Source organism: Acuticoccus sediminis, assembly GCF_003258595.1.
Taxonomy (GTDB): Bacteria; Pseudomonadota; Alphaproteobacteria; order Rhizobiales; family Amorphaceae; genus Acuticoccus; species Acuticoccus sediminis.
This window is the reverse complement of record NZ_QHHQ01000011.1, coordinates 90,355-107,290: the sequence shown is the minus strand read 5'-3', so window position 1 is coordinate 107,290 and position 16,936 is coordinate 90,355. Positions and strand designations below refer to the sequence as shown.

At 68.8% G+C, this 16,936-nt stretch carries 18 protein-coding genes; 9 read left to right on the top strand and 9 right to left on the bottom strand.

Annotation, left to right across the window (positions count from 1 at the left end):
* The first annotated feature begins 80 nt into the window (after positions 1–80).
* Complete coding sequence (locus tag DLJ53_RS31500) at positions 81–1,496, top strand: amidohydrolase family protein (RefSeq protein ID WP_111352300.1); 1,416 nt, start codon at positions 81–83, stop codon at positions 1,494–1,496.
* A 411-nt stretch (positions 1,497–1,907) separates the two neighbouring features.
* Complete coding sequence (locus DLJ53_RS31495; protein ID WP_111352299.1) at positions 1,908–2,771, top strand: aldo/keto reductase; 864 nt, start codon at positions 1,908–1,910, stop codon at positions 2,769–2,771.
* A 203-nt stretch (positions 2,772–2,974) separates the two neighbouring features.
* On the opposite strand, the gene DLJ53_RS31490 is transcribed toward DLJ53_RS31495, so the two are convergent.
* The 8 genes from DLJ53_RS31490 to DLJ53_RS31455 form a co-directional block, all read right to left on the bottom strand.
* Positions 2,975–3,478, bottom strand: coding sequence for a hypothetical protein (locus DLJ53_RS31490; protein ID WP_111352298.1), 504 nt, complete (start codon positions 3,476–3,478; stop codon positions 2,975–2,977).
* 57 nt (positions 3,479–3,535) lie between these two features.
* A complete protein-coding gene (locus tag DLJ53_RS31485) occupies positions 3,536–4,057 on the bottom strand; it encodes a DUF6152 family protein (RefSeq protein ID WP_146620155.1) in 522 nt (173 codons plus the stop codon).
* A gap of 228 nt (positions 4,058–4,285) precedes the next feature.
* The gene (locus DLJ53_RS31480) at positions 4,286–4,636 is read right to left on the bottom strand and encodes a cyclophilin-like fold protein (RefSeq protein WP_111352363.1); all 351 of its coding nucleotides are present in this window, start codon (positions 4,634–4,636) and stop codon (positions 4,286–4,288) included.
* A gap of 243 nt (positions 4,637–4,879) precedes the next feature.
* Positions 4,880–6,280, bottom strand: a complete 1,401-nt coding sequence (locus tag DLJ53_RS31475) for an MFS transporter (protein ID WP_111352296.1) — start codon at positions 6,278–6,280, stop codon at positions 4,880–4,882.
* Positions 6,281–6,491: 211 nt separating this feature from the next.
* A complete protein-coding gene (locus DLJ53_RS31470; RefSeq protein ID WP_244935203.1) occupies positions 6,492–6,956 on the bottom strand; it encodes a (R)-mandelonitrile lyase in 465 nt (154 codons plus the stop codon).
* Between the two features lie 114 nt (positions 6,957–7,070).
* Positions 7,071–7,781: a RibD family protein gene (locus tag DLJ53_RS31465; protein ID WP_111352295.1), complete on the bottom strand. Its 711-nt coding sequence runs from the start codon at positions 7,779–7,781 to the stop codon at positions 7,071–7,073.
* 89 nt (positions 7,782–7,870) lie between these two features.
* On the bottom strand, positions 7,871–8,266 hold the full coding sequence (locus tag DLJ53_RS31460) for a (R)-mandelonitrile lyase (protein WP_111352294.1): 396 nt from the start codon (positions 8,264–8,266) through the stop codon (positions 7,871–7,873).
* A gap of 198 nt (positions 8,267–8,464) precedes the next feature.
* Positions 8,465–9,232 (bottom strand): carboxymuconolactone decarboxylase family protein, encoded by a 768-nt coding sequence (locus DLJ53_RS31455; protein ID WP_111352293.1) that lies wholly within the window; start codon positions 9,230–9,232, stop codon positions 8,465–8,467.
* A gap of 443 nt (positions 9,233–9,675) precedes the next feature.
* Between DLJ53_RS31455 and DLJ53_RS31450 the strand changes: the two genes are divergently transcribed.
* Positions 9,676–10,569 carry a LysR family transcriptional regulator gene (locus DLJ53_RS31450; RefSeq protein ID WP_111352292.1) on the top strand — a complete coding sequence of 298 codons (894 nt, stop codon included), beginning with the start codon at positions 9,676–9,678 and terminating at the stop codon, positions 10,567–10,569.
* A gap of 33 nt (positions 10,570–10,602) precedes the next feature.
* Here DLJ53_RS31450 and DLJ53_RS31445 read toward each other — a convergent pair whose 3' ends face one another.
* On the bottom strand, positions 10,603–11,103 hold the full coding sequence (locus tag DLJ53_RS31445; RefSeq protein ID WP_211100713.1) for a VOC family protein: 501 nt from the start codon (positions 11,101–11,103) through the stop codon (positions 10,603–10,605).
* 618 nt (positions 11,104–11,721) lie between these two features.
* Between DLJ53_RS31445 and DLJ53_RS31440 the strand changes: the two genes are divergently transcribed.
* The 6 genes from DLJ53_RS31440 to DLJ53_RS31415 all read left to right on the top strand — a co-directional run bounded on the left by DLJ53_RS31440 (position 11,722) and on the right by DLJ53_RS31415 (position 16,921).
* Positions 11,722–12,492, top strand: a complete 771-nt coding sequence (locus tag DLJ53_RS31440; RefSeq protein ID WP_111352290.1) for an ABC transporter permease — start codon at positions 11,722–11,724, stop codon at positions 12,490–12,492.
* A gap of 92 nt (positions 12,493–12,584) precedes the next feature.
* Positions 12,585–13,337 (top strand): ABC transporter ATP-binding protein, encoded by a 753-nt coding sequence (locus DLJ53_RS31435; RefSeq protein ID WP_111352289.1) that lies wholly within the window; start codon positions 12,585–12,587, stop codon positions 13,335–13,337.
* 66 nt (positions 13,338–13,403) lie between these two features.
* Positions 13,404–14,204, top strand: coding sequence for an ABC transporter permease (locus DLJ53_RS31430; RefSeq protein ID WP_111352288.1), 801 nt, complete (start codon positions 13,404–13,406; stop codon positions 14,202–14,204).
* A 12-nt stretch (positions 14,205–14,216) separates the two neighbouring features.
* Positions 14,217–15,287, top strand: coding sequence for an ABC transporter substrate-binding protein (locus DLJ53_RS31425; RefSeq protein WP_111352287.1), 1,071 nt, complete (start codon positions 14,217–14,219; stop codon positions 15,285–15,287).
* 69 nt (positions 15,288–15,356) lie between these two features.
* Positions 15,357–15,593 carry a hypothetical protein gene (locus tag DLJ53_RS31420; RefSeq protein WP_111352286.1) on the top strand — a complete coding sequence of 79 codons (237 nt, stop codon included), beginning with the start codon at positions 15,357–15,359 and terminating at the stop codon, positions 15,591–15,593.
* Positions 15,594–15,727: 134 nt separating this feature from the next.
* Positions 15,728–16,921, top strand: a complete 1,194-nt coding sequence (locus tag DLJ53_RS31415) for a cytochrome P450 (RefSeq protein WP_111352285.1) — start codon at positions 15,728–15,730, stop codon at positions 16,919–16,921.
* Positions 16,922–16,936 lie beyond the last annotated feature (15 nt).

Here is a 16,936-nt window from a genome sequence, read left to right as displayed (position 1 = left end):
TGAAAAGCCTCTAAGCCTTACTTGTCGCGGACATCCCGCCTGCCGGATGCATCCCGGCACCGAAACGGCGGAGAACAGATATGGCCGAGCATTTTGATGCGCTGCTGCGCGGCGGACACGTCGTCGACCCGAAGAACGGGATCGACCAGGTGATGGACGTGGCGGTGCAGGACGGACGCATTGCTCGTGTGGAGCCGACGATCCGGGGCACCGCCACCATGGAGCATGACGTGTCCGGCAAGGTCGTCATGCCCGGCATCGTCGACATGCACGTCCACCTCTCGGAGTGGATGGGCGGGCCCATCGGCCACAGGATGCTTGCCCTCGCCGGCGTCACCACCGCGCTCGACATGGCCGGCCCCATCGAGGGGATGGTGTCCTCGACGGCGAAGCACGGCGTCGGCCTCAGCGTCGGCTGCATCAGCTACGTGCGTCCCGGCCACACGGTCGGCTCGGCGAGCCCGTCGCCCGGCGAGGTGGAGGACTATCTGGCCGTCGCGCTCAAGGGCGGCGCGATCGGCCTGAAGCTCCTCGGCGGACACTTCCCGCTGACGCAGGACGGCTCGGCGGCCGTCATCGCCACCTGCGGCGCGCACGGGGCCTATGTCGCCTTCCACGCCGGGACGCTCGAGACGCCGAACCCCTCCGTCGCCACCATGGAGGAGGCGTGCCTCCTCGCGGACGGCAACCCCCTCCACATGCCCCACGTCAACAGCTATTGCCGCGGCTTCGAGAAGCCCGGGGTCATCGAGGGCCAGGAGGCGATCGAGGTCCTGGCGCGCTATCCGGCGATCTGGTCCGAATCCTACCTCGCCCCGTTCAACGGCTTTCCGGGAAGCTGCTCCAACGGTGTCCCGGAGAGCAACGCCGCCCGCCGCGTCCTCACCGCAGGCGGCTACGCGCACACGCAGGACGGTGTGGAACAGGCGATCACGGACGGCTGGATCCACGTGCAGGCCGACGTCGGCGGGGTCGTCGGCCTCGTCACCGGCGCGGACGGCGTCGCTGTCTGGAAGGCCGCCGGCACCATGGTCGGCGTCAGCTGCATGGTGAACGGACCGGAGCCGCGCATTCATCTCGTCACGGCCAGGTCGAAGGACGGCCGGTTCGGGATCGACGCGCTGGCGACGGACGGCGGCGGCCTCCCCCGCAACGATATCGTCGAGCGGGGCCTGCCCCTCGTGCGCATGAACGCGCTGACGCTCGCCGACTTTGCCATCAAGGCGAGCCTCACGCCGGCCCACATCCTGGGCCTCGCCGACAAGGGCCATCTGGCGCCGGGCGCGGACGGCGACATCACGGTTCTGGACATGGACCGCCTGACGCCCGTCCTCACCTACGCGGGCGGCCGGCGGCTGATGGAGGACGGCACGGTCTATCCCGGCCCCAGCCGCTTCTTCACGACCCCCGCCGGCCGCGACACCATCGCCGCGGCCGGCCTCGACCCCATCGTCGTCGCCCCCGGCACGATGCTCCCGGCCCGCGCCGCCGCGTAGACCGAGGCCAGGGCGAGGCCGGGACCCGACCTCGCCCTGTATCGGCAGCGTCCCCGATGCCGCCCGGGCATGAGGCGCGCCCTGGAGACTACGCGACCGGCGGCGATCTTGCCCCGCCGCCCCCATCTGCGTCATCCTCGTCCCAAGGCCGTCGCCGGTTGCCGCGCACGCGGCCCGGTTGATTGATGTTCCCTGCTCATGAGTGATTGCCGGCCTGCATCGGTAATCTTCGGGCCCCTGCCGCCGTACATCCCGATCAGCGGAGCACGGCACGCGGCGCGCCCGGAACGCCGATGGCGACATCGACGCGTCCACCCCGGCCGGCATGGCCCGGCCGGGAGCGCGGCGCCCGGCGGTGCCCGATCCGGAACGAGATGCGGCTCACAGCAGCCCGGAAGAAAAGGCAACACAATGGTCCTGGACGAAACCTACACCCTGCCGAACGGTGTCGACATTCCGAAGCTCGGCCTGGGCACCTGGATGATCGATGACGGCGTCGTCGCGAAAGCGGTCCGCGCCGCCGTCGAGATCGGATACCGCCACATCGACACGGCGCAGGCCTACGGCAACGAGCGGGGCGTCGGCGAGGCGGTCCGCGGCTGCGGCGTCCCGCGCGAGTCGCTCTTCGTGACGACCAAGCTCGACGCCGGCATCAAGACCCACGAGGCGGCGAAGTCGTCGATCGACGGGTCGCTGAAGACCCTCGGCCTCGACCACATCGACCTGATGATCATCCACAGCCCGCAGCCGTGGTCCGATTTCGGCGGCGAGGATCGCTATTTCGACGGCAATCTGGAGGCCTGGCGGGCGCTCGAAGAGGCGTACGCGGCCGGCAAGATCCGCGCCATCGGCGTGTCGAACTTCCAGCAGGCCGACCTCGACAACCTGATCGACAACGCGGCCACCAGGCCGATGATCAACCAGATCCTCGCGCATGTCAGCAACACGCCGTTCGACCTGATCGACTACACCAGGAGCAAGGGCATGCTGGTCGAGGCGTACTCGCCGGTTGGCCACGGGAAGATCCTCGGCAACACCGATATCGCCGCGATGGCCGCGAAGTACGGCGTGAGCGTCCCGCAGCTTTGTATCCGCTACTGCCTCGAGCTCGGCCTGCTGCCGCTGCCCAAGACGGCGAACCCGGACCACATGCGCAGCAACGCCGCCGTCGACTTCGACATCTCCGACGCGGACATGGACGTGCTCAGGAGCGCCGAGCCCATCAAGGACTACGGCGATGCGAGCGTCTTCCCGGTCTACGGGGGCAGGATGTAGCCGGACCGCCCGCCGTCCGGTCCCGGACTTCCGGCGTCGATGGCCTCCGAACGGCCGGGGAGATCGCGAACGCGTTCCTGTGGTTCCGCCCGGATGCCGCGGGCGTCGTCATGGCACGGTGGCGTACGAGGACGAGAGGCCGCTCCCCAGACGGGAGCGGCCTTTTTTGCGACCGTGAACGGCACACCGCCGGAGCCCGCCGGTCAGACGTAGGCGAGGTATCGCCCGGCGACGATCACGCCGGTCCAGACGAGCGCCGACGCCGCTCCGGCGATGCGGGCCCGGCGCGGCGGTACGGGCGCTCGGTCCCATGACGCGACCGAGCGATGGATGCCGCGATGGAAGACCGCGATGTTGAGTGCGCCGAGGAGGATCAGTCCGAGCTTCCAGGGCGCCGCCGCGCTCTGCCCGACCGCCAGCGCGATGCCGCTGAACATCATCAGGCCGGAGACGCCGGCGAGGGCAAAGCCCGCGTAGCAGAGCGGCAACAGATGCCGCAGGACGGTGCTGACGGGAATTGACCGGCCGCCAAGCCCGAGCAGCCGCATGTCGACCGCGACGGCGGGGCCGACGAGCAGGCCGATGCCGAGAATGTGGAGGCTCTCCAATATCGGGTAGAGCTGCGGTGTCATGCGCACCGCAGTCCCGAGGGCCGACTGTTCGATGCCGGTCAGGACCGGCCCGAGCATGGGAATCGCATCGATCATCGGCGGTCCGTTCAATGCGGCGGCGCTGGCCGACGGCTGCGGCCGGCGCCTTGAAACTCAGTTCGAGGGCGCCGGCTCGGGGCGTGCCGGCAGCGCGGTGAGCTGCTGCCACACCCCCTGCCCGTCCTCGAGCCAGAACATCACCGGTCGCATCTCCTCGGCGTCGGCGCTGCCGAGGAAGCCCAGCACTTCGATCGTCTCGCCATTGGCGAGCGGGCGGTCCATGCCCCACCGCGCCATCCAGCCGGGCCCGGCGAGGACGAGATGCAGTTCCTGCTGCTCGCCTTCATAGGGCCGGGCGGATGCCAGCGTCGGCGCTCCGTTGGCCTCGTTGCCGCCCGGCGGCAGCGGCCGCTCCCTGAAACCCTCCGGCAGCTCCGCCGCGTCGACGCGGATCGTCACCTCCGAGTGAGGGTTGCCCCAGCGCACGTAAGTGACGGTGCCGCGGACGTAGTAAGCCGCGCGCGTGTCGAAAGAACTCCAGCCATGATGCGCTGAAACACGTGAGGCCGTTCCGGCCGCGGCGAATGCCGCCGCAGTCACCGCCAATACGGCTGCCGTCTTGATGAGCCTGCGCATCGAGATGGATCTCCAGTGCATTGAACTGAGTGCCGGTGCATGCACCATGCGCCGGCACTCTAGGTGACGGTCGCGGGGTGAATAATCGCGCTCTTCTGCAAGCTCCTATGAGCCTTGCTCATCGACACAATGGCCAGCACTCAGGACGTGGGGCAGCGGTGAACCCGATGGCCCCGCCGTTCAGGGGCGCCGGCGCACGAGGCGGATGTGTCGGTCGCGCGGCTGGCCTCAGTCGGCCCTCTCGATCCGGGCGCTGAAGCTGTCCTGCCGCTGCAGGCGTTCGAGGCCGGAGGTGATGCGCCCCAAGCGCACGAGGCCCCGCGAATAGCCGAAGTCACGGTAGAAGATCGCAAGGTTTCCCCACGGGGCGTAGAGCGTGATGTCACCGACGTCGGGGTCGATCCCGTCCGGCGTGCCTCGCGTCGAGAGTTTGGCCGGAAGGGGCGAGACCTTCTCGATGCCGTGGTAGTCCTTCAGGGTGAGGTCGAGGGGCAGGAGAGCAGCAAAGTCCCGCGCCGCGGCATTGTCTTCGAGCGTTGCCGTCGAAACCTCGCCGTCGATGATGATGCGGATGTTCATGTCGGCTCCTTCTGCCGAAGCGTTGCCCGCCGGCGCGGTCGCCATGAAAAGAGCAGCGACGAGCGCGATGGTGGTCCGGCCTGTCCGCCCCCTCATGTCCTGCCCCTGCGCTTCATGCCGGCGCCTCCCGATCTGTCATGCGGCCGAGCGGCGCCACGCGGGTGGTTCGTGATTTCGCGCTGATATGACCCGGTCGCGCAACGCCGAACAACAGGCTAGCCCGCAAGCACTGATGAGCGGCATTCATCCGTCCCTGGCGACGGCGACGGTGATCGCGCCCAGTAGCGAGAAGCCCGTGGTGATCAGGGTGGCCTCGTTCCACCCGGAGAGCAGCCCGTCCACGCCGTCGACGTCCGCGCCGTGCGCCATCAGGACCGCGCCGACCGTGATGCCGATGGCCGAGCCGAGATAGCGCGCGGTGTTGTTGGCCCCGCTACCCATGGCGACCCGGTCCGCCGGCACCGTGGCGACCGCCTGCCGGCCGAGCGCGGCGTTGAGCACCCCGTTGGCCGCACCGGCCAGGAAGAGGCCGGGAAGCAGCAGAAGCGCGGAACCGTCCGGTGACCTCCCGAAGAGCAGCATCTGGGCGACCCCGCAGGCGATGAGACCGCCGACCAGGAGAACGCGCGGCGTCAGCGTCTCCGGCAGCCAGCGCGCGCAGAGCGCCGTGACGACGCTGGTCGCCGACCACGCCGTGAGGACCAGCGAGGCGTCGAGCGCCGTCGCCTGCATCGCCCGCATCATCATCGTCGGAACGAGGGACATCAGCGCCAGCACACCGGCCCCGGATGCGAAGGCCGCGATCGTCGCGCCGGAAAAGGCGGGGCTCCGGAACAAGTGCAATTCGAGGATCGGCCGGGGATGCCTCAGCTCGACCACGGCGAAGGCGCCGAGGACGGCAAGCCCGCCGGCCAGCAGCAGGATCACCGTCGGCCTGGCAATGCCGAAGCGCATCTCCGTCAGCGCGGCCATGAACATTGCGAGGCCCGCCATCAGCAGGATGGTGCCGAGCCAGTCCGCCGGCTGCGGCCGTCGCGGCTCCGACGGCGGCAGGAGGACGTGGCCGGCCACGAGCAGGCCGGCCGACAGGATGGCATTGGCCCAGTACGACGCCGTCCATCCGCCGAGACCGGTGAGGCAGGACGCGAGGATCGGGCCGATCGCGACGCCGGCGCCCAGACCCGCGGCCCAGACCCCCGCCGCGGTCGCGCGCGCCCGCCCCTCCGGGTAGATCCTGCCGACGAGGCCGAGCCCGCACGCCATCACCGCCGCGCCGCCGAGCCCCTGCACGATCCGCGCGACGATGAGCACCAGGCTCGTTGTCGCGACGGCACCCAGAACGGACGCGGCCGCCATCACGCCAAGACCCCAGAGGAAGACCAGACGCCGGCCATGGTCGTCGCCGAGCGCCGCCGCACCGAGAAGGCCGGTCGCCGCGCCGAGGGGCATGGCGGAGAGGAGCCACGCTTCCCCGCTCGGCCCCATGGCGAGCATCCTCGATGTGGCGCTCATCGTCGTCAGCGGGATGGTGAAGACGATGAGGACCAGCGCCGTCGCGGCGGAGACCACTGTGAGGCTGAGTGCGGCCTTCTCGGCCGCCGGGCGGACACCGGTCGCTCCGTCCAGACGATGTTCGCCGGTCATGGCGTGCTTTCCATTCAGATCGAGTGCCGAAAACGGCCGCCCATGATGCGGGACGGACGCCGCCGTGGCTCGGGTGCAATTCGCCAAACAATCGGCTGGCCACTTGCTCGCGGTCACACCGCGCGCGGGGGCCGTCGTGCGGAGGCGGGGAGTTGTCGCGGCAGGCGGCGGCGTGATGGCCGTCTGCCGCAGTCTCGAAGGCGTCCGGTGATTACTCGGCGGCGAACTGCTCGTCGGTAACAGGCTCCATCCAGGTCACGTTCTCGCCGTTCTCGAACTGCTGGACGGCGTAGTGGGTGACCGAGGTCGTGTCCGTCGCGCCGTGCCAGTGCTTCACCGCGGGCGGGCACCAGATCACGTCGCCGGGCTGCATCACCTGCTTTTCCTCGCCCTCTTCCTGGACCCAGCCGGTCCCGTCGATGACGATCAGCATCTGGCCCGCCGGGTGCGTGTGCCAGTTGGACCGCGCCCCCGGCAGGAACGTCACCTTGCCCGCGTTGACCATGAAGGGCTCCGGGTTGCCGAACACCGGCTCCACGTAGACGGTGCCGGTGAAGAGGTCCGGCGAACCGATCATGCCGTCCCGACTGCCATTCCTGGTGATCTCCATCTCTTGCGCGGACGCGCCGGATACGGCCAGGGCGGCGGTGATGGCGATTGCGGTCTGTCTAAGCATCAATCACTCCAGAGAGTTGGGTGGGCTGGCCCTGATCGGCCAGGCCGGCGCACGACCTCCCCGCCCGCGCCTCGCGGCACGGCAGGACGGCCGAACTTCGGGGTGCGGCCGGTGTCAGCCGCGGCGGACCTCATGGCGGAGCCAGATCACGCCGTCCTCCAGTGTCTGGCTGGAGATGAGGCGAAGGTGCTGGCCCGCAGCAGGGCGGCTGTCGGGGCCCCCGTCGTGCTCGAAGATCGCCGGGATGCCCGAGAGGCCGTCGATGGCCGGTGCGATCAGGGTGGACACCTCGTCGATCAGGCCAGCGGCGAGGAACGACCCGTTGATGACGGCACCCCCCTGCAGGATCAGGTGGCGCACCGAGAGGGCGTCAGCGACGGCCTCCAGCGCGTCGGCGAGATCGTGACCGTCCGCGCCGGCGAAGACATACGAGACGCCACGCTCGCGCAGCCGCGCGAGCGTCGAATCGGGAACCCGCTGGGAGAGGATCACGACGGCGTGGTCGCCGTCGACGTTGTCGTCCTCGAACCGCAGCCGGCCCGACGGATCGATCGCCACCGCGAGATTCCGACCGCCGCGCGAACCGACGTGCGGGGCGCGGACGGACGGTGCGTCGAGCAGGACCGGGTCCGGGATCTCGCCCAGATAGTCGGCCATGGTCTTCCGCCCGACGATCCACCCGTCCGCCTCGAACTGCCCGGCGGTGTCGTCATAGACGCGATGGACGAGGTCCATCATCGACGCGCCCGCCGGTCCGCTCCAGCGGTCCGGACGCAGGCGACCGTCGAGGGATGTGATCATGTGGCAGGTGATCTTCGGTCGCATGACTTGTCCTTGATCGGGAGCGGCCAGCTCGCGTGGATTGGTCGGCGGGCCGGGGCAGCGGTCGGGGCAGCGGGCCCGCCGCGGGGCCGTCAGCCCTGATAGTCGGCGTCGCTGACCTTCTCGAGCCAGGTGACCGGCGATCCGTCCTGCGATTCCTGGATCGCGATGTGCGTCATCGCGACGTCCGGGGACGCGCCGTGCCAGTGCTTCTCGCCGGCCGGGAACCAGACGACGTCGCCGGGACGGATCTCTTCGATCGGGCCGCCTTCGCGCTGCACACGGCCCTTGCCCTGGGTCACGATCAGGGTCTGGCCGAGCGGGTGGGTGTGCCAGGCCGTCCGCGCGCCCGGCTCGAACGTCACCGCCGCGCCGGACGTGCGGCCCGGCTCCTCGGCGGCGAAAAGCGGGTCGATACGAACCCTCCCGGTGAACCAGTCCTCGGGGCCGGGGTTCGATGATTGACTTCCGGCTCGTGTGATTTTCATGGCTTCATGCTCTTCGAAATGACGCGTGTCTGCCGAGACAGATAGTCGGGCGATCGGCATCGAAAACGGCGCCGGCTCGACTGGCACTCATGAGCTGCGCTCATGAAACCATCGCCAGCCGGAGCGAGTGACCGGCTGCGGGCTCCGCTCCGGGGGCGATTCCTGTGACACCCCCGAAGACATGCGCAGGACGCCAGTTCAGCCCTCGCGGCTGTCGAAGACCTCCTTGACGACGGGCATGGCCGAGAAAATGTTCGGCCAGCCGGCGTAGAAGGCGAGGTGCGCCAGGGCCGCCGACGCTTCGTCCTTCGTCAGCCCGTTGTCCATCGCCCGGTTGAGGTGGAACGTCACCTGCTCCACCTTGCCGGTGGCGATCAGAGCGGAAACCGTCACGAGGCTGCGGTCGCGCGGCGCCAGCGCGGGGCGAAGCCACAGATCAAGGAACAGAAGCTTTTCGGTGTTGTCGACGACACCCTGGCTGACGTTGCCGAAGCGCTCCTGCACGAAGGACTGGCGCTGGTCCTCCGATTCCTGATCGAGCGGAAGCATGGACTGAGGTTCGACTGCGGGCAGGTCGGCGGCCGTGACGTTGCGGGCTTCGAACACCTCGGCCGCCGCGTCGACGCCCTTCATGGCGTTCTGCCAGCCGGCGTAGAACGCGAGGTGCGTGATCGTCTCGGAGATCTCGGCAGGCGTCACGCCGCGGTCGATCGCCAGATCGATATACTCGGCCAGCCCTTCGTCCTCGCTCCGCGCGATCAGGGCGGCCACGGTCAGGAGCGCCCGGTCGCGCTGGGACAGGGCGCTGTCCTGCCAGACGGATCCGAAGAGGTCGTCCGCCGTATAGGCCTGCAGGGCCGGAGACACGGCGCCGAGCCGCTCCATTTCGACCGGAAGCGCCTCCTGGGCCTTCGCCGTCGGTCCAGTCATGGCCAGCGCGCCGGCAAGTATTGCAATCTTCCGCATGTCTATTTCCGTACCGTTGCTGCAATGGCCTCCTCAGCGGCAGCGCTGATCAGGCCGTGACTGACATAACGATGTGGAAGCGAGTGACTATGGTGAGGCGCTGATAGGTTTGATGAGGCCGGCTCATGGAACGGCGCCGGATGCACTGCCGCCCGACACGCGAGTTCAGTGGCCGGCACCCTCGGGAAGATCGCTTCTACTCCGAACGCGCCGCTTCACCAGCCGAATCTCCCCGCAACAGCGGGCACACGCCCGTCGATATCGGTCCGGCGGCGGCCCGGGGACGGGGCCGGGACCGCACCTCGCGGCCGCCGGGGCGGCGCTCTCCCCGTGCTCCAACACCTCGTTCGTTGCCGTTCGGAGGACCTCGGGGAGAAAATGTCGCGTCGGCATCAGCGACCGCGCCGCTATAATGAGCGCAGTCCCATGAGATGAGCTCATTAATGCTGCGCGAAAACGTGGCCGACCTGATGTCCTTCATCGTCGTCGCTCGTGAAGGGAGTTTCACGCGCGCCGCCGCGCAGATCGGGGTGTCGCAGTCCGCGCTCAGCCACTCCATGCGCGGCCTCGAGGAGAGGCTCGGCATCCGCCTCCTCACCCGTACGACGCGCAAGGTGACGCCGACGCCCGAGGGCGAGCGTGTCCTGAAGCGGATCGCGCCCCGCCTCGCCGAGATCGAGGAAGAGCTGGCCGTGCTGATCGACATGAAGGATCGCCCGGCCGGCACGTTCCGCATCACCGCGACCGACTACGCGGCGGACACCGTGATCTGGCCGAAACTGGCTCCGGTCCTGAAGAACTATCCGGACCTCAAGGTCGAGATCGTGTCCGAGTACGGCCTGACGGACATCGTCGGGCAGAAGTTCGATGCCGGCGTCCGACTGGGCGAGCAGGTCGACGACGGCATGATCGCGGTGCGCGTGGGGCCCGATTTCCGCATGCTCGTCGTCGGCGCGCCGTCCTATTTCCAGGGGAGGGAAAGGCCGGTCGTGCCGCAGGACCTCACCGACCATGTCTGCATCAACCTGCGCCTGCCGACGCACGGCGGCCTATACGCCTGGGAGTTCGAGAAGGACGAGCGGGAGCTGCGGGTCCGCGTCGACGGCCAGTTGACCTTCAACGCCATCGGCCCTGTGGTCAATGCGGCCCTCGCCGGCTACGGGCTCGGCTACGCGCCGGAGAGCCTCGTCGAACGGCACATCGAGGAGGGCCGCCTCGTCCCCGTCCTGGAGGACTGGAGCCCGCCCTTCCCGGGCTACTACCTCTATTACCCGCACCGCCGCCAGTCCTCGCCGGCCTTCGCCGTCATCGTCGACGCCCTGCGTCACGTCGGCTGAGGCTGCAAGGTCTCGCGGCTCGGTGGCGGTCGTTCAGGACCCGCCCCGTGTCGCCGTAGCGTCGGCGCGCCGGGCGGCCTCGATCGTCGCCACATCGATCTTGCCCATCTCCAACATCGCCTCGAACACCCGTTTGGCTTCCTCGCCGCCGGCCGCCAGCGCCTCGGTCAGGACCCGCGGCGTGAACTGCCAGGACACGCCCCAGCGGTCCTTGCACCAGCCGCAGGCGCTCTCCTGCCCGCCGTTGCCCACGATCGCGTTCCAGTAGCGGTCCGTCTCCTCCTGATCGTCCGTGGCGACCTGAAACGAGAACGCCTCGTTGTGCTGGAAGAGGGGGCCACCGTTGAGCCCGAGGCAGGGAATACCGAAGGCCGTGAATTCGACGGTCAGGACGTCGCCCGCCTTGCCGGACGGGTAGTCACCGGGCGCACGATGCACCGCCGTGACCGCGCTGTCGGGAAAGACCTCGGCATAGAACCGTGCTGCCTCCTCGGCGTCCTTGTCATACCAGAGACAGATCGTGTTCTTCGGAATCGCCATCACCCAAGTCTCCCGTGTCCGATGTCGAGACCGCGCGGGCTCCGTTTCCGCGTCGGCCCGGCGCCTTATCGGCCCGCATTCGGTCCTCAAGAAGGCCGAACGGGATCTATTGACCATGCCCATCGCGCGGCAGGCGAGGCTCCGGACGGAGGCGACCCGGATCGGAATCGTTCCGCATCAGGCAGGCGAGGACCCCGCGCGAACCGGCGCATTCACGCCGACGAGGCCGGCTAACCCGGCATCTCCATTCGGACTTTTCGAACCGTGCCTGTGCGGCATGACGGCGGCGACGCGTCGCGATCGTAGGCAGACCCCCGCCCACGAGAGTCGCTCATGGATGTCGAAGCATGCATTTCGCGTCGCGAGTGGCACAAACCCGCACGTTATAATGATTAAAAATTCAGCGTGCGAAGTAATTGACCACCCTAAGGGCCTATGGTCCTATTTTTAGTAACACTTCGGACATCAGACCGCCCACTCCCGACCCCTCAACGTCCCATCGAGAGGCCGCGCAAATGAAGCCGCACAGCCACTCTTCGACCGACAGCGCGCGGGCGGCGGCCCTAGGCGCCGCCACGGCCGGCCCGCGGCTGGATCGGCCCGGAGCGCACGATGCGTAGCGCCGCTCTCAGGGGCCTCATCGAGGTCGTCGTCCCGCCCCTCGCGTTCTTTCTCATCGTCCTCGCGTGCTGGGACGTCATCACCGCGGCGGGCTTCGTCGACCCGCTGATGCTGCCCTCGCCGCGGGACGTCGCCAACCAGCTCCACTACGGCTTCTCGTCCGGGATCTTCTGGCCCCACATCGGGACCACGCTGGCCGAGACGCTGATCGCGCTCGCCATCTCCATCGTCCTGGGCGTCGCGAGCGCCGCCTTCGTCGCGCAGTCGGAGGAGCTGCGCGAGGTCGCCAATCCCATCCTCGTCGCCTTCGAGGCCTTCCCGAAGATCGCGCTGGCGCCGCTCGCCATCACCTGGTTCGGCTACGGCATCGGCTCCAAGGTCTACCTCGCCACCGCCATCGCCTACTTCCCCGTGCTGATCGCGACGCTCGCGGGACTGGGGGCGGTTCCGGCGGGACAGCAGGACCTCTTCCGTGCGCTCGGCGCCTCCCGGATGCAGACGCTGATCAAGCTGAAGATCCCGTACGCGCTTCCCTACATCCTGTCCGGCGTGAATATCGCCGCGATCGCGGCGCTGATCGGCTCGATCGTGGCCGAGTTCGCCGGCTCGCGGGCCGGACTGGGCCGACTCATCCTCTACGCCAACGAGGTGCTCGCGACCGACCGGGTGTTCGCGATCCTGATCGTTCTGTCGAGCGTCGGCATCTCGCTGCACTTCGCGACGCAGTTTGCCCGTCGCCGCCTCACGTCGTGGGCCAGCTAGGCCCGCGCGACACCGCCATCGGACCCTCCGGCGCCGGCCCGAAGGCCGGCGCGACGGCCCGATGGGCTCCAGCCCCAATCGAGCATGCCGCCATGATCATCACCGAGTCGCTGTCGAAGACCTATCACACCAAGGCCGGCGAAACGGTTCTCGCCCTCGACCAGGTGTCGATGGAAGTCGACGAGGGCGGTTTCGTCTCCATCGTCGGCCCCTCGGGATGCGGCAAGACGACGATGCTGCGCATCCTCGCCGGCCTGATCCCGGACTATGCCGGCCGGGTCGAGGTCGAGGGGACGCCGATCACCGGGCCGAGCCGCGAGGTCGCTGTCGTCTTCCAGGACGCCAACCTCCTGCCCTGGCGCAACGTCCTCGACAACGTGATGCTGCCCATCGAGATCCGGCGCCTGAACAAGGCGAAGTATCGCAAGATGGCGGCCGACCTCATCGACATGGTGGGGCTGTCCGGCTTCGAGACCAAGCTGCCCGCCGAGCTTTCCGGCGGGATGCGCCAGCGCGTGTCGATCGCCCGCGCGCTGATCCAGGAGCCCAAGATCCTCCTGCTCGACGAACCGTTCGGCGCGCTCGACGCCATGACGCGCGACGTCATGAACCTCGAGCTGAGCCGCATCGCGGCGGCGACTGGCAAGACCGTCCTGCTCATCACCCACTCCATCACCGAGGCGGTGTTCCTCTCGGACCGTGTGCTCGTCATGTCGCCACGGCCGGGCCGCGTCACGCAGTCCATCGACATCGAACTGGAGCGCCCGCGCTCCATCGACATCGTGTCGACCCCGGAGTTCGGCTCCTACACCGCCGCCATCCGGAAGGTGCTCGACTATGTTTGATCCCGCCGTTCCCGCGCAACGCGGCGCCGCCCCGCTTCCCGCGCCCCGGACCGCGGCGGGGGCACGGTGAGCAACGTCGCCGCCGCTGAGGCGCCCGCCCGCCCGTTCCGCTGGCTCCGCGTGCCGCGGGGCCTGCTCACCGCCGCGGGCGTGGTGTTCGCCGCGCTTCTGCTGCTGGAGATCGGCACGCGGATCGGCGTCGTGCCGCGTTTCCTGATCCCGCAGCCGTCGGCCGTGCTGGTGGCGCTGTTCGAGGGGCTCGCCAACGGTCACCTCGTCTATCATGCCGGGGTCACGACCTTCGAGGCGCTCAGCGGGTTCGCCATCGCGTGCGTCCTCGGTCTCGTCCTCGCGGTCCTCATCGCCGAGGTGAGGCTCATGGAGCGGGCGGTCTATCCGTGGCTCGTGGCGATCCAGGCGACGCCGAAGATCGCCCTCGCCCCGCTCTTCATCATCTGGTTCGGCTTCGGCGTCTCCTCCAAGATCGCCGTCGCGACGATGATCTGCCTCTTTCCGGTGCTCGTGACGACGATCACCGGGCTCCATGCGACGCCGCCGGGCCTCATCGAGACCGCGCGCTCCATGGGTGCCAGCCGCTGGCAGGTGCTGCGCTACATCAGGTTCCCCTCGGCGCTGCCGCACATCTTCGCCGGCTTCTCGCTCGCCTCGGTCTTCGCCTTCACCGGCGCCATCGTCGGCGAGTTCATCGGGGCGAGCGCCGGTCTCGGCCACCTCGTCCTCGAGGCCAACTCGCGCATCCGGCTCGACGAAGCCTTCGCCGCCCTCATCGTCGTGGCGCTGCTCGGACTGGCGTTCTTCTACGCCATCGACTTCGCGTCCCGCCGCCTCCTCACCTGGAAACACTAGGCTCCGAACATCATGACCATTTCTCGTCGTACCTTCGTCGCAGGCGGGATGGGCGCAGCGGCGCTCGCCAGCTTCGGTGGACCTGCCTTCGGCCAGAGCGGCTCCGTCATCCGCTTCGGTCCGACGACAACGGACATCTCCACCGGGCACGCGGCCCACTCGTCGCTGCCTCAGGCGCTCGGCTTCTGGGAGCAGGAAGGCCTCAACGTCGACGTCTTCGGCGTCGCGGGCTCCACGACCGGCATGCAGATGGTCAGCGGCGGGCGGATGGAGTTCGTCACCATCACCGCAGAGGAGATGCTGTTCGCGCGCGCCAACGGCATGCCCGTCAAGACCGGCTACCAGCATTCGCGCCAGCCGATCAGCCGCATCGTCACGCTCAAGAGCGCCGGGATCACCGACCTCGCGACGCTGCGCGGGGCCACCGTCGGCACCCCGGTGATCCACACCAACCCGCTCGCCAGCGGCACCTTCGCCGAGGCTGGGATCGACATCGAGAACGACATCGAGCTGGTCGCGACCGGCACCGGCGCGCCGGCGGCGCTCGCCCTTCGCCGGGGCGACATCAAGGCCTGGGTGTCCTGGGACACGGCCGTCGCGGCGCTGGAGAACCTCGGCCTCGAGTTCGATTACCACTACCCGAGCTACTACAACATGCTGCTCGGCAACTTCGTGACCGGCAACCAGGAGCGGATCGACAGCGATCCGGAGAGCTACATCAAGCTCTGCCGCGGCATCGCCAAGGCCGTCGTGTTCGGCCAGGCGAACCCGGACGCGGCCATCCGCCTGCACTGGGAAGTCTACCCGCAGACCCGGCCCCAGGGCGGCGGCACACCGGAGGAGATCGCGCAGGCCAAGCGCATCTTCCTGTCGCGCTTCGACGGCTTCGCGCTGGGCGATGCAACCAACTACGGCTCGGCGGGCGATGCCCAGTGGGAGCGCGTGATCGCCGAGCTCGCCCAGACCGGCCACCTCGACGCCGGCTTCGACGTGTCCCAGATCTGGGACCCTTCGTTCCTGGAGGCGATCAACGACTTCGACCGCGAGGCCATCGCCGACCAGGCCCGCAACTACGCGGGCTGAGTGCCGCGACCGCGCCGGCACCGGCCGGCGCGGATCCGCTCCGCCGATCCAACGCAACGAACCTGATCCATGGATGCCGAAACATCGCCGCCGAGCTTCGAGACCGACATCAAGCCGCTGTTCCTGCGGTTCGACCGGGACCAGATGCTCTTCATCTTCGACCTCTGGGAGATCGAGGACGTGCGCACGCACAGCCGCTCCATCTACGCCCGCCTGAAGTCCGGCGACATGCCGTGCGACCGAAGCTGGCCCGAGGAGCACGTCGCCCTCTTCCGCAGCTGGATCAAGGCCGGCTGCCCCGACTGATGTCCGGCGCGCCGGCGCCGTCCGCGGGCGGCCGCCGTGCAGACCGGGACATGTCCACCTCCGCCAGCGCGTCTGCAGCCAGACGAATGGCGCCCTGATGCCATGACGATCTCGACCACGAAGGGGTCAAGCCAATGACTGATGACGCCACGACGGACGACATGCCGGTCCTGCGCTGGGAGGACGAGCAGACGAGTGAGAACCCGATCGCGTTTCTCACCGATCTCGCCAGCAAGTGTCCCTACGCTTCGAGCGACAAGGGCCTTGCCGTCCTGCGCCGCGAGGAGGCGCGCGACATCCTGCGGCGGGACCTGCCGATCGCCGTCTACCACATCCCCGAGGAGGTCTCGCCCTACCTCAGCGAGCGCACGAAGGAGCCGCTGCTCACCCGCCACGGGCCCGAGCATCTGGCGCTGCGCAAGATCCTGACCCGCGTGTTCCGCGGCCACGTCCTCGAGACGCTGCGCCCGCGCATCCGCGAACGCTTCGAGGAGCTGCTCGATCCGATCATGGAGCGGGGCGAAGGCGACCTCGTGAAGGAGCTTTTCCACCCGTTCCCGGCGCACGTCCTCGCGCCGATCCTCGGCCTGCCGATGAAGGACATCGACATGGTGTCGGCCTGGGTCGACTCCAGCGCGCGATGGACGGACATCTTCCTCCCGCGCGAGAAGCTGTCGGAGATCGAGGCGGCCTGGCGGTCGCTGGAGGCCTATCTGCTCGGGCTTCTGCGCGAGCGGCGCGAGGACCTCAAGGACGACATCTTCTCCGAGCTCATCCGGGCCATGGAGGGCCACCGCGAGCTCGAGGTCGTCGGCATCGCGATGGAGCTGACCCGCGCCGGGATGGACACCACCCGCCGTCAGCTCGCCAACACGATGATGGCGCTGCTGGAGAACCCGTCCGAGTGGGCGAAGCTGTCCGCCGACCCGGCCCTCGCGCCCGGGGCTGTGGAGGAGGGCCTGCGTTACGCCTCGATCACGCACCACATGTCGCGCCAGGCCGTCGCGCCGACGGAGTTCGCCGGGATGCCGGCGGAAGCGGGCGAGGTCGCCACGGTTCTGGCGATGGCGGTCAACCGTGACCCCAGGGCGTTCGAGAACCCGGACTCCTTCGACATCCATCGCGGCCGCAACGCGCACATGACGTTCGGCTTCGGCAGCCATGCCTGCATCGGCGCGCCGCTCGCGCGGATGGAGATGATCGAGGCCTTCACGGTGCTCGCCGAACGGATCGGCACGATCGAGGTGACGGGCCCCATCGAGCGGGCGAAGGTCACGATCGGCATGGTCCCGACCACGCTGCCGGTCCGCGTGACGCCCCGCGCCTGACGCCGCGACTGTCCC

Coding starts and splice junctions, on each gene's coding strand:
- DLJ53_RS31440 (WP_111352290.1), top strand. CDS start 11,722: ATGCGTAGCGCCGCTCTCAGGGGCCTCATCGAGGTCGTCGTCCCGCCC.
- DLJ53_RS31475 (WP_111352296.1), bottom strand. CDS start 6,280: ATGACCGGCGAACATCGTCTGGACGGAGCGACCGGTGTCCGCCCGGCG.
- DLJ53_RS31465 (WP_111352295.1), bottom strand. CDS start 7,781: ATGCGACCGAAGATCACCTGCCACATGATCACATCCCTCGACGGTCGC.
- DLJ53_RS31455 (WP_111352293.1), bottom strand. CDS start 9,232: ATGCGGAAGATTGCAATACTTGCCGGCGCGCTGGCCATGACTGGACCG.
- DLJ53_RS31470 (WP_244935203.1), bottom strand. CDS start 6,956: ATGCTTAGACAGACCGCAATCGCCATCACCGCCGCCCTGGCCGTATCC.
- DLJ53_RS31495 (WP_111352299.1), top strand. CDS start 1,908: ATGGTCCTGGACGAAACCTACACCCTGCCGAACGGTGTCGACATTCCG.
- DLJ53_RS31435 (WP_111352289.1), top strand. CDS start 12,585: ATGATCATCACCGAGTCGCTGTCGAAGACCTATCACACCAAGGCCGGC.
- DLJ53_RS31450 (WP_111352292.1), top strand. CDS start 9,676: ATGCTGCGCGAAAACGTGGCCGACCTGATGTCCTTCATCGTCGTCGCT.
- DLJ53_RS31485 (WP_146620155.1), bottom strand. CDS start 4,057: ATGCGCAGGCTCATCAAGACGGCAGCCGTATTGGCGGTGACTGCGGCG.
- DLJ53_RS31425 (WP_111352287.1), top strand. CDS start 14,217: ATGACCATTTCTCGTCGTACCTTCGTCGCAGGCGGGATGGGCGCAGCG.
- DLJ53_RS31460 (WP_111352294.1), bottom strand. CDS start 8,266: ATGAAAATCACACGAGCCGGAAGTCAATCATCGAACCCCGGCCCCGAG.
- DLJ53_RS31490 (WP_111352298.1), bottom strand. CDS start 3,478: ATGATCGATGCGATTCCCATGCTCGGGCCGGTCCTGACCGGCATCGAA.
- DLJ53_RS31480 (WP_111352363.1), bottom strand. CDS start 4,636: ATGAACATCCGCATCATCATCGACGGCGAGGTTTCGACGGCAACGCTC.
- DLJ53_RS31415 (WP_111352285.1), top strand. CDS start 15,728: ATGACTGATGACGCCACGACGGACGACATGCCGGTCCTGCGCTGGGAG.
- DLJ53_RS31500 (WP_111352300.1), top strand. CDS start 81: ATGGCCGAGCATTTTGATGCGCTGCTGCGCGGCGGACACGTCGTCGAC.
- DLJ53_RS31420 (WP_111352286.1), top strand. CDS start 15,357: ATGGATGCCGAAACATCGCCGCCGAGCTTCGAGACCGACATCAAGCCG.